The sequence below is a fragment of the Streptomyces sp. NPDC089919 genome (assembly GCF_040684615.1).
Classification (GTDB): domain Bacteria; phylum Actinomycetota; class Actinomycetes; order Streptomycetales; family Streptomycetaceae; genus Streptomyces.
Map to the genome: position 1 here is coordinate 51,162 of NZ_JBFBGK010000010.1, position 18,824 is coordinate 69,985.

At 75.4% G+C, this 18,824-nt stretch carries 18 protein-coding genes; 9 read left to right on the forward strand and 9 right to left on the reverse strand.

Annotated elements, in window-relative coordinates:
• Positions 1–51 precede the first annotated feature (51 nt).
• The 3 genes from AB0O40_RS06955 to AB0O40_RS06965 form a co-directional block, all read right to left on the reverse strand.
• Positions 52–1,164: a peptidogalycan biosysnthesis protein gene (locus AB0O40_RS06955; protein ID WP_365036456.1), complete on the reverse strand. Its 1,113-nt coding sequence runs from the start codon at positions 1,162–1,164 to the stop codon at positions 52–54.
• A gap of 115 nt (positions 1,165–1,279) precedes the next feature.
• A complete protein-coding gene (locus tag AB0O40_RS06960) occupies positions 1,280–2,173 on the reverse strand; it encodes a homocysteine S-methyltransferase family protein (RefSeq protein ID WP_365036458.1) in 894 nt (297 codons plus the stop codon).
• A complete protein-coding gene (locus AB0O40_RS06965; RefSeq protein ID WP_365036460.1) occupies positions 2,170–2,973 on the reverse strand; it encodes a hypothetical protein in 804 nt (267 codons plus the stop codon). Before AB0O40_RS06965 ends, AB0O40_RS06960 begins: the two co-directional genes overlap by 4 nt.
• Positions 2,974–3,358: 385 nt before the next feature.
• Here AB0O40_RS06965 and AB0O40_RS06970 point away from each other — a divergent pair, with 385 nt between their 5' ends.
• Positions 3,359–3,868: a hypothetical protein gene (locus AB0O40_RS06970; RefSeq protein WP_365036462.1), complete on the forward strand. Its 510-nt coding sequence runs from the start codon at positions 3,359–3,361 to the stop codon at positions 3,866–3,868.
• 5 nt (positions 3,869–3,873) lie between these two features.
• On the opposite strand, the gene AB0O40_RS06975 is transcribed toward AB0O40_RS06970, so the two are convergent.
• Positions 3,874–4,269: a cupin domain-containing protein gene (locus tag AB0O40_RS06975; protein ID WP_365036464.1), complete on the reverse strand. Its 396-nt coding sequence runs from the start codon at positions 4,267–4,269 to the stop codon at positions 3,874–3,876.
• Between the two features lie 52 nt (positions 4,270–4,321).
• Here AB0O40_RS06975 and AB0O40_RS06980 point away from each other — a divergent pair, with 52 nt between their 5' ends.
• Positions 4,322–5,320: a helix-turn-helix domain-containing protein gene (locus tag AB0O40_RS06980; protein WP_365036466.1), complete on the forward strand. Its 999-nt coding sequence runs from the start codon at positions 4,322–4,324 to the stop codon at positions 5,318–5,320.
• Between the two features lie 44 nt (positions 5,321–5,364).
• Here AB0O40_RS06980 and AB0O40_RS06985 read toward each other — a convergent pair whose 3' ends face one another.
• Positions 5,365–5,772: a MarR family winged helix-turn-helix transcriptional regulator gene (locus tag AB0O40_RS06985; protein WP_365036553.1), complete on the reverse strand. Its 408-nt coding sequence runs from the start codon at positions 5,770–5,772 to the stop codon at positions 5,365–5,367.
• Between the two features lie 227 nt (positions 5,773–5,999).
• Here AB0O40_RS06985 and AB0O40_RS06990 point away from each other — a divergent pair, with 227 nt between their 5' ends.
• Positions 6,000–6,929, forward strand: a complete 930-nt coding sequence (locus tag AB0O40_RS06990; protein WP_365036468.1) for an NADP-dependent oxidoreductase — start codon at positions 6,000–6,002, stop codon at positions 6,927–6,929.
• Between the two features lie 143 nt (positions 6,930–7,072).
• On the opposite strand, the gene AB0O40_RS06995 is transcribed toward AB0O40_RS06990, so the two are convergent.
• Positions 7,073–8,326: a serine hydrolase domain-containing protein gene (locus tag AB0O40_RS06995; RefSeq protein WP_365036470.1), complete on the reverse strand. Its 1,254-nt coding sequence runs from the start codon at positions 8,324–8,326 to the stop codon at positions 7,073–7,075.
• Positions 8,327–8,609: 283 nt separating this feature from the next.
• Between AB0O40_RS06995 and AB0O40_RS07000 the strand changes: the two genes are divergently transcribed.
• Positions 8,610–9,365, forward strand: coding sequence for a dienelactone hydrolase family protein (locus tag AB0O40_RS07000; protein WP_365036472.1), 756 nt, complete (start codon positions 8,610–8,612; stop codon positions 9,363–9,365).
• 163 nt (positions 9,366–9,528) lie between these two features.
• On the opposite strand, the gene AB0O40_RS07005 is transcribed toward AB0O40_RS07000, so the two are convergent.
• A complete protein-coding gene (locus AB0O40_RS07005) occupies positions 9,529–11,040 on the reverse strand; it encodes an alpha/beta fold hydrolase (protein WP_365036474.1) in 1,512 nt (503 codons plus the stop codon).
• Between the two features lie 151 nt (positions 11,041–11,191).
• On the reverse strand, positions 11,192–11,608 hold the full coding sequence (locus tag AB0O40_RS07010; protein ID WP_365036476.1) for a GNAT family N-acetyltransferase: 417 nt from the start codon (positions 11,606–11,608) through the stop codon (positions 11,192–11,194).
• A 136-nt stretch (positions 11,609–11,744) separates the two neighbouring features.
• Between AB0O40_RS07010 and AB0O40_RS07015 the strand changes: the two genes are divergently transcribed.
• Positions 11,745–12,695, forward strand: coding sequence for a MerR family transcriptional regulator (locus AB0O40_RS07015; protein WP_365036478.1), 951 nt, complete (start codon positions 11,745–11,747; stop codon positions 12,693–12,695).
• Positions 12,696–12,718: 23 nt separating this feature from the next.
• On the opposite strand, the gene AB0O40_RS07020 is transcribed toward AB0O40_RS07015, so the two are convergent.
• Positions 12,719–13,657: a LysR family transcriptional regulator gene (locus AB0O40_RS07020; protein ID WP_365036480.1), complete on the reverse strand. Its 939-nt coding sequence runs from the start codon at positions 13,655–13,657 to the stop codon at positions 12,719–12,721.
• Between the two features lie 83 nt (positions 13,658–13,740).
• Here AB0O40_RS07020 and AB0O40_RS07025 point away from each other — a divergent pair, with 83 nt between their 5' ends.
• The 4 genes from AB0O40_RS07025 to AB0O40_RS07040 all read left to right on the forward strand — a co-directional run bounded on the left by AB0O40_RS07025 (position 13,741) and on the right by AB0O40_RS07040 (position 18,822).
• Positions 13,741–15,273 (forward strand): AMP-binding protein, encoded by a 1,533-nt coding sequence (locus AB0O40_RS07025; RefSeq protein ID WP_365036482.1) that lies wholly within the window; start codon positions 13,741–13,743, stop codon positions 15,271–15,273.
• Between the two features lie 240 nt (positions 15,274–15,513).
• On the forward strand, positions 15,514–15,714 hold the full coding sequence (locus tag AB0O40_RS07030) for a hypothetical protein (RefSeq protein WP_365036484.1): 201 nt from the start codon (positions 15,514–15,516) through the stop codon (positions 15,712–15,714).
• Between the two features lie 4 nt (positions 15,715–15,718).
• Entirely contained in the window at positions 15,719–17,878 is a 2,160-nt protein-coding gene (locus tag AB0O40_RS07035; protein WP_365036486.1) for a serine protease, read from the forward strand.
• On the forward strand, positions 17,875–18,822 hold the full coding sequence (locus AB0O40_RS07040) for an AAA family ATPase (RefSeq protein ID WP_365036488.1): 948 nt from the start codon (positions 17,875–17,877) through the stop codon (positions 18,820–18,822). Before AB0O40_RS07035 ends, AB0O40_RS07040 begins: the two co-directional genes overlap by 4 nt.
• Positions 18,823–18,824 lie beyond the last annotated feature (2 nt).

Consider the following 18,824-nt stretch of genomic DNA (forward strand, 5'->3'; position numbering starts at 1 on the left):
TACGGGATCCTTCGGAGAGGGCAGGGCGGGAGGTGCGGGGGCCGGGCGCGGTCAGGCGCCGGCGGCGAGGGCCGCGTCGGTGCGCCGCAGCAGGGCCGCGTGCGCGGTGGCGGCCGGTGGTACGGCGCTCAGCAGCGGCTGCGCCACCGCGCCCCGGCGGAGCTTGGGAGTGCCGTTGCCGGGGCCGAGCAGCAGCCGGGTGGCGCCGGTGGCGCGGGCCAGTCGCATCGGCAGGTGGTAGGCGGCGTGGAAGTACGCGCCGATCTCCTCGCTGCCGGGGCCGAGTCCGACCATGCGCAGCAGGACGTCCCGGGTGCCGAGGGCGAGGGTGGCGCTGGCGACGGCCCGGCCGTCCCGGTCCCGGACCAGGGCGACGGCGAACCGGGCGCCCAGGGAGGTGCGCAGGCGTTCGTTGAGGCGGCGCAGCCGGGCCGGGTCGCCCGGGATGCCGTGCTTCTCGTCGGCGTACGCCTCCAGCCGTGCCACCTCCTCCTGGAGGTCCGCGGTGACCTCCTCGCCGCGGTGCAGTTCGGCGGTGGCGCCGGCCGCTTCGAGGGAGGCCAGTTCGCGCCGGAGCTGGCGGCGCCGGTCCCCGGGGAAGCGGGCGAGGTAGCCGGCCTCGTCGGTGCCGATGTCCTCGATCCGGTAGTAGCGGTCGGTGACGCCGGTGTGCCAGCCGCGCTCGCGCAGCACCGGCAGGACGGGGTGGTCCGCTTCGAGGTGGAGGAAGGTGAGCAGCCGGCCGGCGGCCCGGGCGTGCTCCTCGAGCGCGGTCACCAGGGCGGCCGCGTCGAAGGGGGCGGCGGCCGGCTCCGCCCCGGCGCCGCCGGCCCGGTAGACGGACGGTCCGTATCCGAGGGCGCAGACGTTGAGTTGGCGGGTGCCCTCGGCGCGGCCGGCGGCCAGCTCCGCTGCCGGCTGCGTCACGTCGCGCCCGCTGCCGGCCGCGATGTCGGTGCAGTTCATCCGGGGGAAGCCGGTGTGGTCGTCCTGGGCCCGGACGGCGCAGGCCGCGCCGGCCGCCGGGACCTCGAGGAAGTGCACGCCGTCCGCGGGCCACCGGTTGGCCGTCAGCCAGCCGGCCGAGGCCCTGGGGTCGGCCGGCTCGGTGCTCCAGTAACCGGCGGACAGCCCGGCCGTGCCGGCGTGTTCCCTGAGCGTCACGACGACACCCCTCCCCGTGTTGTGCGCGTCCGGCCCCGTACCGCTCCCCCGGCGGGGCCCTGCCCGTCGGGGGCAGCGTATTGCAGACGGGGCGGCCTGCCCGAGCCGCCTCGGGTCACGAGGCGGCCCCGACCGGCAGGCCGGCCAGTGCCCCGATGTGCGCGGGGCCGGTGCCGCAGCAGCCGCCGACGAAGGCCAGTTCGTACTCCGCGGACCAGCGGCGCGCGAGGCCGGCGAAGGCCTCGGGGGTCAGGGCCGGGGGCAGGGAGTGGGCGCTGTGCTCCCACTCGTCGAGCGCGGCCCGGTCCTCCAGGTTCGGGTAGACCCCCACCGCCGCGCCCAGGCCGCCGAGTTGGTCCAGGGCGCGCGGCACGGCCGCGTGCGGGAAGCAGTTGGCGGACACGGCGGCGGCGCCGGCCTCGACGCAGGCGCGTGCGGCCTCCCGCAGCGAGTCGCCGTCGGGCAGCTGCGCGGCGCCGGTGACCACGAAGCTGACCCAGGCCGTCAGACCGCGTTCGACGGCGGCCTCGACGGCGATGACCGCCTCGCGGCGGGTGCACTGGGTCTCGACCAGGACGAGATCGGTCTCCGAGTCCGCGAGCACCCCCGCCATCCAGCGGTGTTCGCGGCGCAGGGCGTCGTCGTCGGGGGTCAGGGACGGGGTGTAGCAGTCCTCGACGGGTGCCACCGAGGCGGCGACCAGGGCGTGCGGGGTGCCGGCCGCCGCCCGGGCGGCGACCGCGCAGTCCACGGCGCGCCGGACGTAGCCCGGCCGGTCGGCCTCGGCCACGCCCATGCGGGCCAGTGCCCGGGTGTTGGTGCGGAAGGTGTTCGCGGTGAGCACGTCGCTGCCGCTGCGCAGGAAGCCGGTGTGGACGCCGAGCAGCGCGGCCACCCCGGCCTCGTCGCGCAGCGCGGCGCTGGTGAGCCAGGGCTCGGCGATGGCGATGCCCGCCTCCTGCAGCCCGGTGCCGGTGCCGCCGTCGAGGATCCTCGGAGGCCGACTCATTCCCACTCCCCACCGTCCGCGGCCGCCGGCCGCACTGCGAGTGCCGCGCTCTGCGCGCGGCCCCATTCCAGAAATTCCGCGACCCATTCGGCAGGCATCAGATTGACCTTCTGATCTGCGAAAGGCCGATCCGCGGGCGATATCCAGTCCGCGTCGCCGCGCACCGGCACGGAACCGTCCGTCCGCATTATGTGGGGCCCGTAGTAGAACCAGCAAATTTGCCCCGCGAATTCATTGAGCACCGCCCGGTGCACCGCGGGCGAGAACATCCGCAGGTGCGAGTACGCCACCGAGAGTTCCCCGCGCAGATTGAAAGGGGCCCGGGCGAGATAGTGCCCGAAGTAGTCGTGGGTGGCGCGCAGGACGTCGTTGTGCAGCGCCTTGGCACCGTCGATCTCGGCGTCCGAGATCAGCAGCAGCGGGTTGTCCGGATCCTCGTACCCGGCGGGGCCGTGCCCCGCCTCGGTCGGGTACACGTACAGGTCCTCGCCCGCGTCCAGGGCGTCGCAGAGCTCCCGGGACGTCACGTACGGCTGGCCGGGCGCACGGTACATGCGCACCTTGACGCCCTGCTCGGTCATGCAGGCGAGCTGCGCCCGGGCCTCGTCGGCCATGCGCAGGTACTGGGCCCGGACCGCCGGGTCGGTCGGCCGGTGGTCCTGCTCGTGGAATCGGGCGGCGATCTTTCGGACCAGCTCCTCCGGGATATCCGGGAAGGATAATCCGGCGTGGATCCGCACACGCCTCCTCTCGGTGCCGCGCAGGTACGCGCGCGCCACCTCTTGAACGTCGACGACCATACAGAAACCCCCCGTGGGTGTCCGCCGGAAACCGTTGTATTCATACAGCCGTTACAAATCACATCATGATCGCCGGGTGCCCCGGATTCAAGTCGCACATGTACGGCATACCGGATGAATGGGGACGAAAAAATACCTCGACATACCGTCCGGAATACGCTAACCCCTGTCCGGATCCAGTGAATCTGGATTTCGATTCACCGATCATTCACAAATGGACCGGCGGCCGCCGGAGGAAGATGTGCGTCCGCTACTCCGGGAAGTCCCCGATCCCCTCTGGCGGGCGCGCGCGGCGGTCGGGCACCATCGTCCCGGCCCGGCCGGCAGGCACGGCCGGGCCCGCACTCCCGCCCCATCCCGCACGGTGATCAGCAGGAGGCTCCCCATGAAGCTCCGCTCGGCCCTCAGCGCCCTGGTCCTCGCCACGGGCACGCTCCTGACCCCCGGCGTCGGCGTGCTCGCCGGCGCCACCGGCGCCCAGGCCGCCACCAAGATCAGCCACGCCACCGCCACCTCGATGTTCCGCAGCTCCGGGATCACCTGGTCCTCGTCCGGAGGCTGTTCGGACCGGAACAACGCCACCTGCACGTCCTTCGAGCAGCTCAACCTGGCCACCGCGCAGGGCGCCCAGACCCTCAAGAGCGCCAGCGGCTGCGCGCTCAACCTCACCGGCGGCACCGAGACCGGGCACGCCTCGGGCACCTACTCGCACTGGAACGGCTACAAGCTCGACATGGCCAAGTACGCCTGCGTGGGCGGCTACATCAAGAACACCTTCACGTACATCGGACTGCGCGGCGACGGCGCCCCGCAGTGGCGGTCCGGCGCCGGCAACGTCTACGCCGACGAGGGCAGCCACTGGGACGTCCTCTTCTACAACTGCGGCGGCTGCTGAGCCGCCTACCTCCCGAGCGCGTGCCCGGTCGTCGCGTCCACGTGGTCCGGGACCTCCTCGTGGCGGTCGCCCACGCTGGACGTCCCGGACCGCTCGAACATCAGGATCTGCGCCCCCTCGGGGGCGGAGGGCCGGTGCTCGGTGCCGCGCGGCACCGTGAACACCGCCCCCTTGGGCAGCAGTACGGTCCGCTCCCCGGCCGGTTCGCGGAGCGCGATGGTCAACTCGCCCTCGAGGACCAGGAAGAACTCGTCGGTGTCGTCGTGCGCGTGCCACAGGTGCTCGCCCCGCACCTTGGCGACCCGCACGTCGTAGTCGTTCACGCGCGTCACGATGTGCGGGCTCCACAGAGCGTCGAAGGAGGTCAGGGCGGTGTCGAGGAAGATCGGTTCGTTGGTCACGGACCCATGGTCGGCGGCGGCGGGCGGGTGGCACGAGTGCTAGGAATTGCACATGCCGCAAGGATCCTCGCACCCAGCACCGCCCGCCGACGGCCCGCACCGGGTCGTCGTGATCGTGGACGAGAACTCCAACCCCTTCGAACTCGGCTGCGCGACCGAGGTCTTCGGACTGCGCCGGCCGGAGATCGGCCGCGACCTGTACTCCTTCCGGCTCTGCTCCCCGGAGCCGAGCACCGTGATGCGGGACGGCTTCTTCACGCTCGGCGGTGTGGCCGGGCTCGAAGCGGCCGAGACGGCGGACACGCTGATCGTGCCCAACCGGCCCGACACGGAGGTGCCGCGGCGCCGGGAGGTGCTGGACGCGATCCGGCGGGCGCACGCGCGGGGTGCCCGGCTGCTCGGCTTCTGCAGCGGCGCCTTCACGCTGGCCGAGGCCGGGGTACTGGACGGCCGCCGGGCCACCGCGCACTGGCAGTGGGCGGACGCCTTCCGGGCCCGGTTCCCGGCGGTCCGGCTGGAGACGGACGTGCTGTTCGTGGACGACGGGGACATCCTGACGGCGGCCGGCAGCGCCGCGGCCCTCGACCTCGGGCTGTACGTGGTCCGGCGCGACCACGGCGCGGAGATCGCGGGCGCGGTCAGCCGGCGGCTGGTCTTCGCCGCCCACCGGGACGGCGGACAGCGGCAGTTCCTCGAACGACCGCTGCCCGAGGCGCCGGACGAATCCCTGGGCCCGGTGCTCGCCTGGGCCCGGGAGCGGCTGTCCGAACCACTGACGGTGGCGGAGCTCGCGGCTCGCGCCGCGGTCAGCCCCGCGACCCTGCACCGGCGCTTCCGGGCACAGCTGGGCACCACCCCGCTGGCCTGGCTCACCGCGGAGCGGCTGACGACGGCCTGCCGGCTGATCGAGCGCGGCGAGAGCCGGCTGGAGGTCGTCGCCCGGGACAGCGGGCTGGGCACGGCCGCGAACCTGCGCGCCCTGATGCGCCGCCGGACCGGCATCACACCCTCGGCGTACCGGGCCCGGTTCGGGCCGGGGTCGGCGGGCTGAGGGCGGTCGGTCCGGTCAGCGGCGCGGGCCGGGGCGCGGCCCGCTCAGCCCGCGGCGCCGCCGGAACGCTCGCCGAAGACGGCCGTCAGCAGCCGCAGCAGCTCCTCGCGGTCCTCGCCGGAGAGGGCGCCGAGGCCCGCGCGGGTGGTCGCCATCAGCCCCCGGACCTCCTCGGTGGTGCGCTCGCCCTCGGCGGTGAGCACGACGTTCTTGACCCGCCGGTCGACCGGGCTGGGCTCGCGCCGCACCAGCCCGCGCTTCTCCAGCCGGTCCACCAGGCCCGTGACGTTCGAGGCGTCGCAGGCCAGCACCGCGGCCAGGGAGCGCATCGGGGCCGGTCCGCCGCGCAGCACGCTGAGCGTGTTGGCCTGGCTGGTGGTGAGGCCCACCTGGGCGGTCGCCGCGGCCAGGTCGCCGTAGTGCACCCCGAAGGCGTGCGAGAGCAGGTCCAGCAGCCGGGCGTCGGTGGGCAGCTCCGCCGCGACCGCGGTCGGGGCCGGCGCCTCGGTCGGCGTCTCGGTCGGGGTGCGCTTTTCGGTCATGGCACGAGCATAACCGGGGATGCTTGACATTCTCAATTGTCGAGGTCTACGGTTCATCGCATTGCTTGACCTTCTCAACCATCTATTCACTCAAGCACTGGGGCCCACCCCGCCCCGGCCACCGAAGGAGAACCCCCATGAAGGCCATCACCTACGGCACCTACGGCAGCCCGGACGTCCTGGAGTACCGCACCGACGTCCCCATGCCGAAGCTCGGCGCGGACGCCGTCCTGATCCGCGTCAAGGCGGCCTCGGTGAACCCGGTCGACTGGAAGATCCAGGCCGGTTACCTCGACTCCGCGATGGACACCGTCTTCCCCGTCATCCCGGGCTGGGACGTGGCCGGAGTCGTCGAGCAGGCCGGCGCGGGCGTGACCGAGTTCAAGGCCGGCGACGAGGTCATCGGGTACGTCCGCGAGGACTTCGTCTCCCGCGGCACCTTCGCCGAGTACGTGGCCGCCCCGGTGCGCACCCTGGCCCACAAGCCCGCCGCGCTCAGCTTCGAGCAGGCCTCCGGCCTGCCGCTGGCCGGCCTCACCGCCTACCAGGCCCTGACCCGCCACCTGGAGGTCCGCCCGGGCCAGACCGTGCTGATCCACGCCGCGGCCGGCGGCGTCGGCTCCCTCGCCGTCCAGATAGCCCGCACCCTCGGCGTCCGCGTCATCGGCACCGCCAGCGCCCGCAACCACGACCACCTGCGCGCCCTCGGCGCCGAGCCGGTCGAGTACGGCGACGGCCTCGCCGACCGCGTCAAGGCGCTCGCGCCGGAGGGCGTGGACGCCGTCCTCGACCTCGTCGGCGGCGAGGCCCTGAAGGTCTCCCCCGACCTGCTCGCCCCCGGCGGCCGGCTGGCCTCCATCGCCGACGGCGCGGTGCTCGGCCTCGGCGGCACCTTCGTCTTCGTCCGCCCGGACACCGCCGACCTGGCCCGGCTGGCCGAGCTCGCCGACCGCGGCGAGCTGACCGTCGACGTGGCCGCCACCTTCCCGCTGGAGCAGACCGCCGACGCGCAGCGCCTGAACATGCAGGGCCACACCCGCGGCAAGATCGTCGTCACGATCGCCTGACCGGGACCTCGCGCACGGCGGGCGGGCCCGGGGGAACTCCCCCGGGCCCGCCCGCCGTAGCGGTGCCGGTCAGCGCGCGTCCACGTGGTCCTCGCGGCCCGAGGCCGCGAACTGCTGGGAGTCCGCGTCGGTGCAGCGACCGCTCAGCGCGGCGGGACCTTCCCGTCGTAGACGTGGTCCGGGGTGATGATCTGCGTGACGGCGCGGGCCAGCGGGGTGGACGGCTCCTCGCCCCCGGTGAGGGTGTCCGTGTTGATCATGACGACCATGGTGGCCTTCTCCTGCGGGAGGTAGACGGTCACCGTCTCGTACCCCGGCAGCGAGCCGTTGTGCCCCAGCCAGCCGTTCGCGTCGAAGATCCCCAGCCCGTAGCTGGTCCCCGGGAAGCCGGTCGGCAGCGTCTTGAGCCGCTGCGCCTGGGTCTGCGGGCTGAGCAGCTTCCCGGTGGCCAGTACCTCGGCCCAGTGCCGCAGGTCCCGCAGGTCCGAGATCATCGCGCCGGCCGCCCAGGCCCAGCTCGGGTTCCAGTCCGTGGCGTCCACGGTCGCACCGGTCAGGTCCTCGGTGTAGCCGCGGGCGTGCGGCTCGGGGAACTCGGCGCCCTCCGGGAGGAAGGTGTGGCGCAGCTCCGCCGGGCGCACCACCCGCTCGTGGACGAAGTGCGCCAGCTCCTGGCCGCTGACCTTCTCGACCACCAGGCCGAGCAGGACCAGGTTGGAGTTCGAGTACTGGAACTGCGCGCCGGGCGCGAAGGTGTTCGGGTGCCGGTAGCCGTAGGACAGCGCCTCCCACGGGTTGAACGCGCGCTCCGGCTGCGCGTACAGGTCGCGGATGAAGTCGGGGTCGGCGGTGTAGGGGAAGAGGCCGCTGCGCATCTCCGCGAGGTGCCGCAGGGTGATCTTGTCGCCGTTCGGGACGCCCCGGACGTAGTCGGAGATCGGGTCGTCCAGCCCGACCTTCCCCTCGTCCACCAGCTCCAGCAGCGCGGTGACCGTGAAGGTCTTCGTCTCGCTGCCGATCCGGACCCGGGTGCCGGCGAACATCGGGCGGCCGGTGGCCGTGTCGGCCACGCCGCTGGTGTGCAGGTAGCAGCCCTTCCCGGGCATCCAGACGCCGACCACGGCGCCGGGGATGCCGGCCTGCTCCCGGACCGCGTCCACGGTCCGGTCCAGCCGCGCGGTCAGCGCCCGGTCGAAGCGGTGCCGGGGCGCGCACAGCACGTCGTCGTGCCCGCCGCCGCCCGGCGGGGGCGTGAGCGCGGCCGCGGCCCGGGCGGCCGGACCGGGCGCGGCCGTGGCGTGGCCGGCCGTCGCGGGCAGCGCCGTCATCGGGGCCACCACGGCGGCCACGAGCAGCGCGGCGGCGGACAGCCTGCGGTGGGGGGTACGTCGTCGCACGTCGGGCGCCTCTTCCGGATGGGGGACGGGTCGCGGGACCGGACCGGGTCCCGGCTCGCAGGACACCAGAGCACCGGCGGGACCCCCGGCCGTGCCGCCGGCCCCGGGCCGGTCGGCGAGTCCACTCGTTCGGAGCCCGGCGGGGACGGGCTCGGGCCCCGATCGCGACCGGCCGGATCCGGCCGCCCGGGAGCCGGGCGCGGTCCCGGTCCGGACTAGAGTCGCGCCGGTCGGGGCCCTGATCCGGCCCGCTCACCGAGAACGAGACGCGAGGAAGGTCGAGATGACGACTGTTCAGGGGTCATCCGTGGACGTGCCGACGCCGGACGGCATAGCCGACGCGTACCTGGCGCACCCGGCGCAGGGCGGGCCGTACCCCGCCGTCCTGCTGAACATGGACGCCTTCGGCCTGCGCCCGCAGCTGAGGGAGATGGCCGACCGGATCGCCGCGGCCGGCTACGTGGTCCTGGTCCCCAACGCCTTCTACCGCAAGGGCCGGGCGCCCGTCGTGGAGCTGCCCGAGTTCATCGACCCGGGAGCGCGCCCCGACCTGTTCCAGCAGCTGGGCCCGCTGCTGTACTCCCTCACCCCGGAGCTGGTCCTCCGCGACGCGGGCGCCTACCTGGACTGGCTGGCGGCCTCCCCGCTGACCACGGACGGCCCGGTCGGCATCACCGGCTACTGCATGGGCGCCGGCATCGCCCTGCGCGTCGCCGCCGGCTACCCCGACCGGGTGGCCGCCGCGGCCGGCTTCCACGGCGCGATGCTGGCCTCGGACGCGCCGACCAGCCCGCACCTGCTGGCCGGCGAGATCACCGCCGAGCTGTACTTCGGCCACGCAGACCAGGACCAGAACAACCCGCCGGAGCAGATCGAGCGCCTGGAGAAGGCCCTCACCGAGGCGGGCGTCCGGCACCGCAGCGAGGTCTACCCCGGCGCCCACCACGGCTTCACCCAGGCCGACACCGCCGCCTACCAGGCGGAGGGCGACGAGCGGCACTGGGCGGCGCTGCTGGACCTGTTCGCGCGCACCCTCTGACCCCGTCACCGCGTGCGGCCGCCGGCACTCCCCACTGAGTGGGAGCACCGGCGGCCCGGTGCGTCCGGGCGGGCCGTCCGGCCGGGATCCCTCCCCCGAGTAGCAGCCCCGGGCGGTGTGCCCGTCTCTCGCGGGATCCCGGCCGGACGGCCCGGCACCGGGGTCAGGGCGCCAGGGCGTGTCCGACCCCGATCCGCCGGACATGCCCCAGGTGGGCCAGTACCGCGGCCAGGGCGCGGTGGACGGCGTCGCGGGAGGCGTCCGTCGGGTCCAGGGTCTCGAAGCCGTGGTCGCCCGCCGGGACGTCGACCACCTCCAGCCGGGTCCCGTGCTCCTCGGCCGCGGCGAGGAACTGCTCGACGGTGGCGTCGATTTCGGCCATCTCCAGGCCCGCCCTGGTCAGCACCACCGGCAGGTCGCCGGCCCCGGCCAGGGCCGCCACCGGGAGGAAGCGGGGGTCGGTCAGCCCCCAGTTCGGGAGCGGGGCCAGGATCGGGTAGGTGGCCGCCACCGTGCGCAGCCAGGCCGGCGGGGCGGCCAGGTAGCCGGCCGCCAGCGGGCCGCCGCCGGAGAAGAACCACAGGGCGATCCGGTCGGGGTCCACCCGCGGGTCGGCCCGGACCAGCGCCACCGCGGCGGCGACGTCCTCGGCCGCGTCCGGGTAGCCGGTGAGGTCGTGCAGCCGGTGGTCGAGCGTGACGCCCACCGCGCCCGCCTGTGCGGCGAGCCGGGCGTACCCGCAGAACATCGGCCAGTCCCGGGGCGAGGAGCCGGCCGGCACCGGGCCGCCGTGCACGAACACCACGGCCGGCCGGGGACCGTCCGCGTCCCGGGGGACGTACAGGTCCACGTGCCCGGTCCGCTCGACCGGCACCTCGGGCGTCTCCAGGAGGAACGGCCGCAGGTGGACCGGGAGTTCGTCGGCGGCGGGGGTCAGCCGGTGGCCCTCGCCGGCCGCCGCCGCCAGCAGCGCGCCGGCCAGTTCGACCGGGGTGGAGAGCATCGGCCAGTGTCCGGTGGCCAGTTCGAAGAAGGTCACCTGCGGGGCGGCGAGCCCCTGCACCTCCGGCAGGCCCATGTTCACCAGGTGCTGGAGCATCTCGATGCCCGCGCCGTTCCCGCTGCACAGCACTCCGCTGGTGGGCACGCCGTACACGGCGCCGGTCAGGCGCAGCGGCCGGCGCAGGGTGCCCAGCGGCTGCGGGACGGCCCGCCGGGTCAGCAGCTCCAGGGCGTCCGCGGGGACGCCCGCGGTGCTGCCCCAGCGCCGCCACTCCTCCTCGGAGGCGGGGGCGGCGAGCGCGCCGTCCGCCGGCTCCGCCGCCGCCAGCCGCTCCCGCAGCTCCTGGTCCGGTACCGCCGCCAGGGCCGGCACGCCGTCCTGGGGCATGCCCGCGTCCACGTACACGATGCGCGCGATCCGCCCGGCCCGCCGGTCTGCTGCGCCGATGACCGGGTGGATGCCGTAGTCGTGCCCCACCAGCACGATCTCCGCCGCCGCGTCGACACCGTCGATCACCCGCAGCACGTCCGCGATGTCCGTCTCCAGGTCCGCCCGGTCCCCGCCGAACGTCACCGCGTGCGCCCCGGCCCCCGCCCCCCGGAGCCGGTCCGCGGTCGCCTCCCACACGTGCCCGTCCGTGAACACGCCCGGTACCAGGATGAACTCGTTCATGGCCCTCTCCCCCTCCGTCCGGGACCCCGCGCCCCGCGACCGACGCCCGGATCCCTTGATCGTCCGGCCGCCGTGAGAGGCACGGTAGAACCTCCCCCAGGTGGAGTTTCAAGCCCGCGGGGCCACCGGCCGGGAGACGGTACGGCAGGGGCTACCCCTGGTCGAAGGTCCAGACGAGCACCGTCTGCCCCTCCTCCGCTGTTCCGCCGGCACCCTGGTAGGCCGCCCGGGCCGGCACGTTGTCCTCGTCCGTGACGGTCCACATGCCGTAGCAGCCGCGGGCGTGCGCCAGGTCGGCGAGCGCCGAGGTCAGCGCCCGGCCGACGCCCCGGCCGCGGAAGGACTCGGCCACCCCCAGCTCGTACAGGAACATCTCGGTGCCCTTGTCGGGGTGCGTCATCTCGACGCCGGTGACCATCCCCGCCGGTACGTCGTCCAGGTAGGCGATCAGCAGGTGGTGGCGCCCGTCGGCCAGGAACCGCTCGGTCGCCTCCGCCACCGGCGGATCGTCGAACAGCCCCCCGGCCTCCCGCACGGCCCCGGCCTCGGTGATGCGACGGATCTCCATGAGCCGATGGTGCCAGGACCCGGTCCGGGCGGCGCCCGGTATTTCCCGCGCCCGCACCGCGCTCGCGCGCCCGTGACCGGGCCGCGGTCGGGAGGGGGCCGGCGGTTAGTGTGGGGGCGTCCCCAGGGAGGTTCTAGTGGTGTCCTCGCACGACGGTCTGTGGAGCATCGGTGAGTTGGCCGAGTGGGCCGGGACGACCGTGAAGACGGTGCGGTTCTACTCGGAGCGGGGGTTGCTGCCGGAGGCCGGTCGGAGTTCCGGGGGGCATCGGCGGTACGGGGCCGAGGCGTTGGAGCGGTTGCGGATGATCCGGGCGCTGCGGGGGCTCGACCTGGCGGTGCCGGAGGTGCAGCGGATCGTCGCGGAGGAGGACACCGCGGGGCCGGTGCTCGAGGCGGCCGTCGCGGCGCGGCTGGGCGAACTGGGCACGGAGATCGCCGCGTTGCGGTGGCGGGAGGCGGGGCTGCGGCTGCTGGCCGAGTCCCCGCCGCAGGAGCGGGCCGAGGTGCTGCGGCTGGTCGGCGCGGTGACCAGCCCGCCGAACACGGACTCGCTGGCGCGGTTCTGGCGGGCGTGGCTGCCGCGCCGGATGCCGGCCGGGGCGGTCGGGGCCTTCCTCGCGGTGGCGGTGCCGGAGCCGCCGGCGGACCCCGCGCCGGGGCAGCTGCTGGCCTTCGCGCGGCTGCACGCCTTCGTCACCCGGCCCTGCCCGGGCGGTACGGAGCCCTGCCAGCCGGCAGCCCACGGCGCCTCGCCGGACTTCCGGGCGGCCGTGCTCTACGACGGGCTGGCGGAGGCGTACGAGCTGGCCGCCGCACCCCTGCGGCGGGGTCGTCCGCCGCGCGGCGGCGAGGCGCTGGAGTGCTTCGTCGACGCGTACGCGACCTCCTTCGGCACCGCCGACACCCCGGGCTTCCGGCGTCTGCTGGCCGGGCAGCTGGCCTCCGATCCGCGGATCGACGGCTACTGGGAACTGGTGGCGCAGGTCAACACCCCCCGGGGCGGCCGTCCGGAGCCCACGCCCGGCGCCGCCCACGACTGGCTGCTGTCGGCCCTGAACGCCGAGGCCCTGGCGGACGCGGCGTAGCACCGCGCCGGCAGCCCGGAACCTCAGCGGGCGGACGCCTGCTGCCCGGCCCCGCGGAAGTGGTCGACCGCGTACTGCGCCAGGGCTCGGGCCGCCGTGGAGCGGTAGGTGTCGCGGTGGTGGACCAGGCGGAGGTCGCGGCGGGCCGCCGGGGTCGCCAGCCGGGCCCAGCCGACCGTTTCCCGGGTGCCGGTGATCCGGGCCAGCTCGGGGACCATCGCGATGCCGAGCCCGGCGGCGACCAGGCCGAGGACGGCCCCCGGCTCGTCCCCCTCGCAGACGATCACCGGCTCGGCCCCGGCCTCCGCGAACAGCCGGTCGGACAGGGTGCGTTGCCAGTGGCCGGGCCGCGGGGTGACGAAGGGCTCCCCGGCCAGCTCGGTGACCTCGACCTGCCGCCGCCCCGCCAGCCGGTGCCCGGGCGGCACCGCGAGCAGCACGTCCTCGCTGAGCAGCGGTACGGCGTGCAGGTCCGGCCCCGGCAGCGGCTGCGAGGCGAAGCACAGATCGGTCTCCCGGGCGCGCAGGTGCCGGACCATGGCCCCCGCCGAGGCCTGGCGCAGCCGGACCTCGACGCCGGGCCGGGCGGCGCGGAAGCCGGCGAGCAGCCCGGTCAGGGTCAGCAGGGTCTCGCTGGCGACCGTGACCGTGCCGGTGACCTCCTCGCCCCGGGCGGCGTCGGCCAGCTCCCGCCTCCCGTCGGCCAGTTCGGCCAGTGCCCGGTCCACCCGCCGCAGGAACGCGGCGCCGTGCCGGTTGAGGTGGATGCGGCGGCCCCGGCGGTCGAAGAGCGGCACCCCCACCTCGGCCTCCAGCCGGGCGATGGTGCGGCTCACCGAGGGCTGGGCCACCCGCAGTTCGTCGGCCGCCCGGCTGATGTGCTCCAGCCGCGCCACCACCTGGAAGCAGCGCAACGACAGCAGGTCCACCCGATCGCCCCCGATCCATAACCCCACAGGCATGATCTCATGGCGGATTTGGTCGTGGCGGTGCCGAACCGGCCCGCCTAGCGTCGGAAGCCGCCCCACCGACAGGAGTCCGGCCCATGACCACCACCCCGCCCCCGCCGTCCGGGTCGTCCGCGCAGGACGAGCGGCGCGCGCCGGACGCGCCGTTCGAGAGCTACGTGGACGTCCTGCTCGCCACCCTGGCCCGCCGGCCCGACCGGGTGGTCCTGACCTCGGACGACCGCACCCTGACCGGCGGCGAGGTGGGCGAGGGGGTCGCGCGCGCGGCCGGCGTGCTGGCCCGGCGGGGCGTGGGCCCCGGTACCACCGTCGCGCTGCGCACCGGCAACCGGCCCGAGGCGCTGCTGGCCCGGTACGCCGCGAACCTGCTCGGCGCCCGGGTCCTGCACCTCGGCGACGACCTGCCGGCCGCCCGGCAGGCGCAGCTGCTGGCGGACACCGGCGCCGTCCTGCTGCTGACCGATCCCGACGGGGAGCCGGCCCCGGCCCCGGCGGTCCTGGCCCTGGACCGGGCGCTGTTCACCGCGGGACCGCTGCCCGCACCCGTGCCGGCCGCGGTCCGCCCCGGGGACGACTGGTGCCTGCGGCTGACCGGGGGCACGACCGGCCCGCCCAAGGCCGTCCGGCTGGGGCACGGCGCGTACCGGCTGATGCTGGCCGGGCTGACCGCGGGCCTGCCGGCCGACGGCTCGGTCCGGCTGCTGTCCTGCACCTCGCTCGCGCACCTGGCCGGGATCTTCGCCGACGCGGCCCTGCTGGCCGGCGGCTCGGTCGTCGTACAGCCGCGGTTCGACCCCGCGGAGGTGCACGCGGCCCTCGACCGGCAGGAGATCACCGACCTCTGGCTGCTGCCGCCGCTGCTGTACGAACTGCTCGACCACCCGCGCCCGGCCGGTGCCCGGCCGCCGGCGCTGCGACGGCTGTACTACGGCGGCACCCCCGCCGCACCGGGCCGGCTGCGGCAGGCCGCCGAGGTGTTCGGACCCGTCCTGCACGGTTCGTACGGGCAGACCGAGACGGGCCCGATCGCCGGGGTGGGGCCCGATGAGCACGGGGTGACCGGTCCGGACGGCCGGATCACCGCCGGCCGGCCGCTGCCCGGGGTCGGGGTGGAGATCCGGGACCCGGCGGGTGCGGTCCGGCCCCCGGGCCGGGACGGCGAGGTCCACGTACGGAGCGCGATGGCCATGAACGGCTACTGGGGCCGCACCGGGACGGCCGCGGGCCTGCCCGCCGACGGCTGGATCGCCACCGGGGACGTGGGGCGCCTGGACGGGGCGGGCTACCTGCACCTGGTCGACCGGCTGCGGGAGATCGTGGTGGTGGTCGGCGGGCACCTCCACCCGGCCGAGGCCGAACAGGTCCTGCTCGGCGACCCCGAGGTGGCCCAGTGCGCCGCGTACGGGACCACCGGCCCCGACGGCACGGAGGAACTGCACGCGGCCGTCCGCCCCGCGCCGGGCCGCCGGCCCGACCCCGGCCGGCTGGCCGGTCTGGTCGCCGAGCGGCTGGGCTCCCTCTACGCCGGGACCCGCATCCGCCTGGTGGACGCCCTGCCGCTGACCCCCGCGGGCAAGCCGGACAAGGCCCGCCTGCGGGCCGGCGGCTAGGGCCTGTCTTTCGGATCAGGTCGGATCAGCCCGAGGCGTCTGGTGCCGTGCATCGCAAGGCCGAGGAGGGAGCCACTGCGGAGCATTGGCGACTGACGAGAACGCCGCGAGGCGCGGTGCCAGGCGCCTCGGGCCCGGCATGATCCGGAAGACAGGCCCTGAGCCCGGCCGCCGGCCCGCGCCGTGCGCCGATCTTTCCGAACCGGTCCCGCGGCGGTCGGAGTTGGGCACAATACGAGCATGGCGACCTTCACTGAGCTGCAACTCGGCGACGGCACTCCGGTCCGCTTCGAGGTGTTGGCCGCGGCCCCGCACGCACCCGGTGCCCCCGGGGCGTACGAGGAACCGGCGGAGGGGGATCCGGCGGGCCTCCCCGAGGGCATGGGCCCCGGTGTCCGCACGGTGTCCGCGACCTGGCAGCCGGCGTCCCGAGCGGTCTGACGGGGTGGGCTGGTTCCATCGGGGCGGCACCGCGGACGCGGACCCCCGCTACTGCGTGGTCTCCGTGCTGCGCAGCGGCGTCAACCTCACCGCGGGCGCGGGCGTGCTCCTCACCGCCGGCGCCGTGCTCACCTGCGCCCACGTGGTCAACGACGCCTTGGGGCGGCCGGCGTTCGAGCCCGGCTCGCCGGGCGAGGCGCGGCTGGACCTGTCGCTGCGCACCCCGTCCCGGGTGTTCCGCCGGCAGGCCCGGCTGGCGCACTGGATCCCGCCCCGGCGCCGCGACGGCGGCTACCCGGTGCGGGAGAAGCGCGACCTGGACTGGTACGGGGACCTGGCCGTGCTCGTCCTCGAGCGGCCCGGGGACTTCCACGGACGGCCGCCCCGGTGGGTGCCGATGGAGCCGGGCCAGCGGCTGCGGGCCTGGCACGGCACCGGGCTGGGCAGCTCCTTCGCCGACGTCCGGGTCAAGACCCTCGACGGGGCGGTCGCCTACCTCGACGGCGAGGCGACCGGCATGGCCATCGGGCCCGCCTACAGCGGCGGACCCCTGTGGTCGGAGACCGCACAGGGCGTCGCCGGGCTGGTCACCGGACACTTCATGCCGCCGGACCCGGGCACCGGCCGGGCGCTGCCGCTCAGCCAGCAGATCGCCCGGCGGAGTTGGGGCATCCCCTGGCAGCAGGTCCAGCAGGAGTTATGGGCGGCCGGCGCCGCGCCCCTCTTCGAGGAGGGCACCGCCGAGACCGACCCGGACGATCCGGCACTGCCGCTGCTCGCCGACCTGCTGGAGACCGTCCTGCCCTCGGCCGAGCGGCGCCGGGACCGCGCCCGGGCGGTCGCGGAGCGCTGCGGGTACGCCTACCCGTCCGACGGATCGGCCCCCGGGCACCAGGAGTTCGCCCGGCTGCTGGTGACCGATCCGCGGGCGCTGGCCGCGCTGACCGAGGCGATGCGGCTGGAGGACCCGGACGGCACCGAACGCCTCCTGCAGGCCCGGCTGCTCTCCCGGGTGCCGCTGCTGCTCTCGCCCCGCGAGTTCGACCGGCTGCGCGGGCAGCTCGACGAACTGCCCGAGACGGTCCGGGCCCGGCTGCCGCAGGCGATGCGGGCCGCGCTGCCGCTGGCCGCGGCGCTGCCCGGCGGGGAGCGGCTGGACGAGGTGGTCACCGGTCTGGAACGCCTCTCCGGCGACAGCCACGGGGACCCGTCCGGGCCGCGGGTGCCGGGGCTGCTGCGAGTGGTCGAGTTCCTGGCGGCGATCTCCCCCGCCGGGCCCCGGGCCCGGCTGCGGCTCTGGTCGCTGGGGGTGGCGGACCGGCTGGGGATCCCCGGTTCGGCGCTGGCCGAGCGGCGTTCGGAGGCCGAGGAGTGGGCCCGTACCCGCGGGTCCCGGACCGCTCCGCTGCGGGTGCTGGTCCAGGTGCAGACGCTCACCGGCACGGACCGCTACCGCCTGCGGCTGTGGTGCGACGAGGGCGCCGGACCCCGGCAGGTGTCCGGGGAGGGCGAGCGCGTCTACTCGGGCGCGCAGGCGGCCGGCGAGGTGCTGCGGGCCCTGGAGTCGCTGTGCCGGGCCGCGGACCCGGGGGAACACCGGCCGCTGGTCGAGGCGTTGGTGGACCGGGCGGGGCTGAACCTGCCGATCGACGAGTGGGAGAAAGACGACCCCGAGGACGTGGTTCCGGCCGTGCTCGGCGCCGAGTACCAGGTGGTCGTCAACTGCCCCGAGCTGCTGCGGCGCAACGAACGCTTCCTGCCCGACTGGCGGCGCCGCTGGCGGCAGTTGGACACCGGTGTCGCGCTGCAGTTCAGCGACACGGCGATGGGGGCCCGGGAGATCTACGGGACCCTGATGGACCGGGCCGACGCCGTGCGGGTCTCGGTGGCGGTACCGGCCGGGCTGCGCGAGGAGATCGTCCAGGTGTGCCTGGCCGTGGGCGTGCCGGTGGTGGTCTGGGACCGGGCCGGCGAGGGCCGGTCGGCGGCCGTCGCGCAGATGGACGTGGTCACCACCCGGGAGCTGCCCGAGGGGGTGCGCTCCTACCGGGCCAAGACGGTGCACCGGCCCCGGGACTACCCCGGCCGGCCGGTGCTCGCCTGGGCCGACGCCGACCGGACCGTCCCCCAGTTGTATCTGTCCGAACCACAGGAGGGCTCATGAGCGAGGCGGCAGCGCAGGGGTGGCGGCTCTTCCGGGGCGACGGGGTGCCGCACCCGGTGGAGATGCCGCCGGCGCCGCCGTGGCGGCGGTTCAAGGCGGCCGGGCTGCCCCGGCCCCAACTCCCGTACCTGATAGCCCCGGAGCACGCGGACGTGGTCAACGCCGCGCTGCACCTGCGGCGGCCGCTGCTGGTCACCGGCCCGGCCGGGACCGGCAAGTCCTCGCTGGCCAAGGCGGTGACCCACGAGCTGCAGCTGGGCCGGCTGCTGCGCTGGTCGGTGAACAGCCGCTCCAGCGTGCAGGAGGCGCTGTACCAGTACGACGCCATCGGCCGGCTGCGCGAGACCACGCTGAGCCGGGACCGGGGCGGGTCGGATCCGGGCATCGGCCGGTTCGTCCGGCTGGGCCCGCTGGGCACGGCCCTGGTGCCCGGGCCCCGGCCCCGGACGCTGCTGGTGGACGAGATGGACAAGGGGGACGTGGACCTCCCCAACGACCTGCTGACCGTCTTCGAGGAGGGCGTCTTCGACATCCCGGAGCTGGCCCGGCTGCCCGACGGCACCGACGCCGTGGAGGTGCTGACCGCGGACCACCAGGGCACCGCCACGGTGACGCGGGGGCTGGTGCACTGCACGGAGTTCCCGGTGGTGATCATCACCAGCAACGGCGAGCGGGACTTCCCGCCGGCCTTCCTGCGCCGCTGCATCCGCCTGGACCTGCCCGTGCCCGACGAGGCGAAGCTGCGGGCCATCGTCACGGCGCACCTCGGGGAGCGGGCACTGGCCGAGGTCGACGACCTGCTCCAGGCGTTTCTCCGCCGGCGGGCCCCCGGCGAGCTGGCCACCGACCAGCTGCTGAACGCCGTGTTCCTGCGGGCCGGCGGGGTGGACCTGGACGCGGACGGGCTGCTCGACGCGGTCCTGCACCAGCTGACCGGGGGGTGAGC

Bases quoted from the DNA above. Each gene is read 5' to 3' on its own strand.
- AB0O40_RS06990 (WP_365036468.1), top strand. From the start codon at position 6,000: ATGAAGGCCATCACCTACGGCACCTACGGCAGCCCGGACGTCCTGGAG.
- AB0O40_RS07005 (WP_365036474.1), bottom strand. From the start codon at position 11,040: ATGAACGAGTTCATCCTGGTACCGGGCGTGTTCACGGACGGGCACGTG.
- AB0O40_RS06960 (WP_365036458.1), bottom strand. From the start codon at position 2,173: ATGAGTCGGCCTCCGAGGATCCTCGACGGCGGCACCGGCACCGGGCTG.
- AB0O40_RS07020 (WP_365036480.1), bottom strand. From the start codon at position 13,657: ATGCCTGTGGGGTTATGGATCGGGGGCGATCGGGTGGACCTGCTGTCG.
- AB0O40_RS07000 (WP_365036472.1), top strand. From the start codon at position 8,610: ATGACGACTGTTCAGGGGTCATCCGTGGACGTGCCGACGCCGGACGGC.
- AB0O40_RS06965 (WP_365036460.1), bottom strand. From the start codon at position 2,973: ATGGTCGTCGACGTTCAAGAGGTGGCGCGCGCGTACCTGCGCGGCACC.
- AB0O40_RS07040 (WP_365036488.1), top strand. From the start codon at position 17,875: ATGAGCGAGGCGGCAGCGCAGGGGTGGCGGCTCTTCCGGGGCGACGGG.
- AB0O40_RS07025 (WP_365036482.1), top strand. From the start codon at position 13,741: ATGACCACCACCCCGCCCCCGCCGTCCGGGTCGTCCGCGCAGGACGAG.
- AB0O40_RS06980 (WP_365036466.1), top strand. From the start codon at position 4,322: ATGCCGCAAGGATCCTCGCACCCAGCACCGCCCGCCGACGGCCCGCAC.
- AB0O40_RS06970 (WP_365036462.1), top strand. From the start codon at position 3,359: ATGAAGCTCCGCTCGGCCCTCAGCGCCCTGGTCCTCGCCACGGGCACG.
- AB0O40_RS07010 (WP_365036476.1), bottom strand. From the start codon at position 11,608: ATGGAGATCCGTCGCATCACCGAGGCCGGGGCCGTGCGGGAGGCCGGG.
- AB0O40_RS07030 (WP_365036484.1), top strand. From the start codon at position 15,514: ATGGCGACCTTCACTGAGCTGCAACTCGGCGACGGCACTCCGGTCCGC.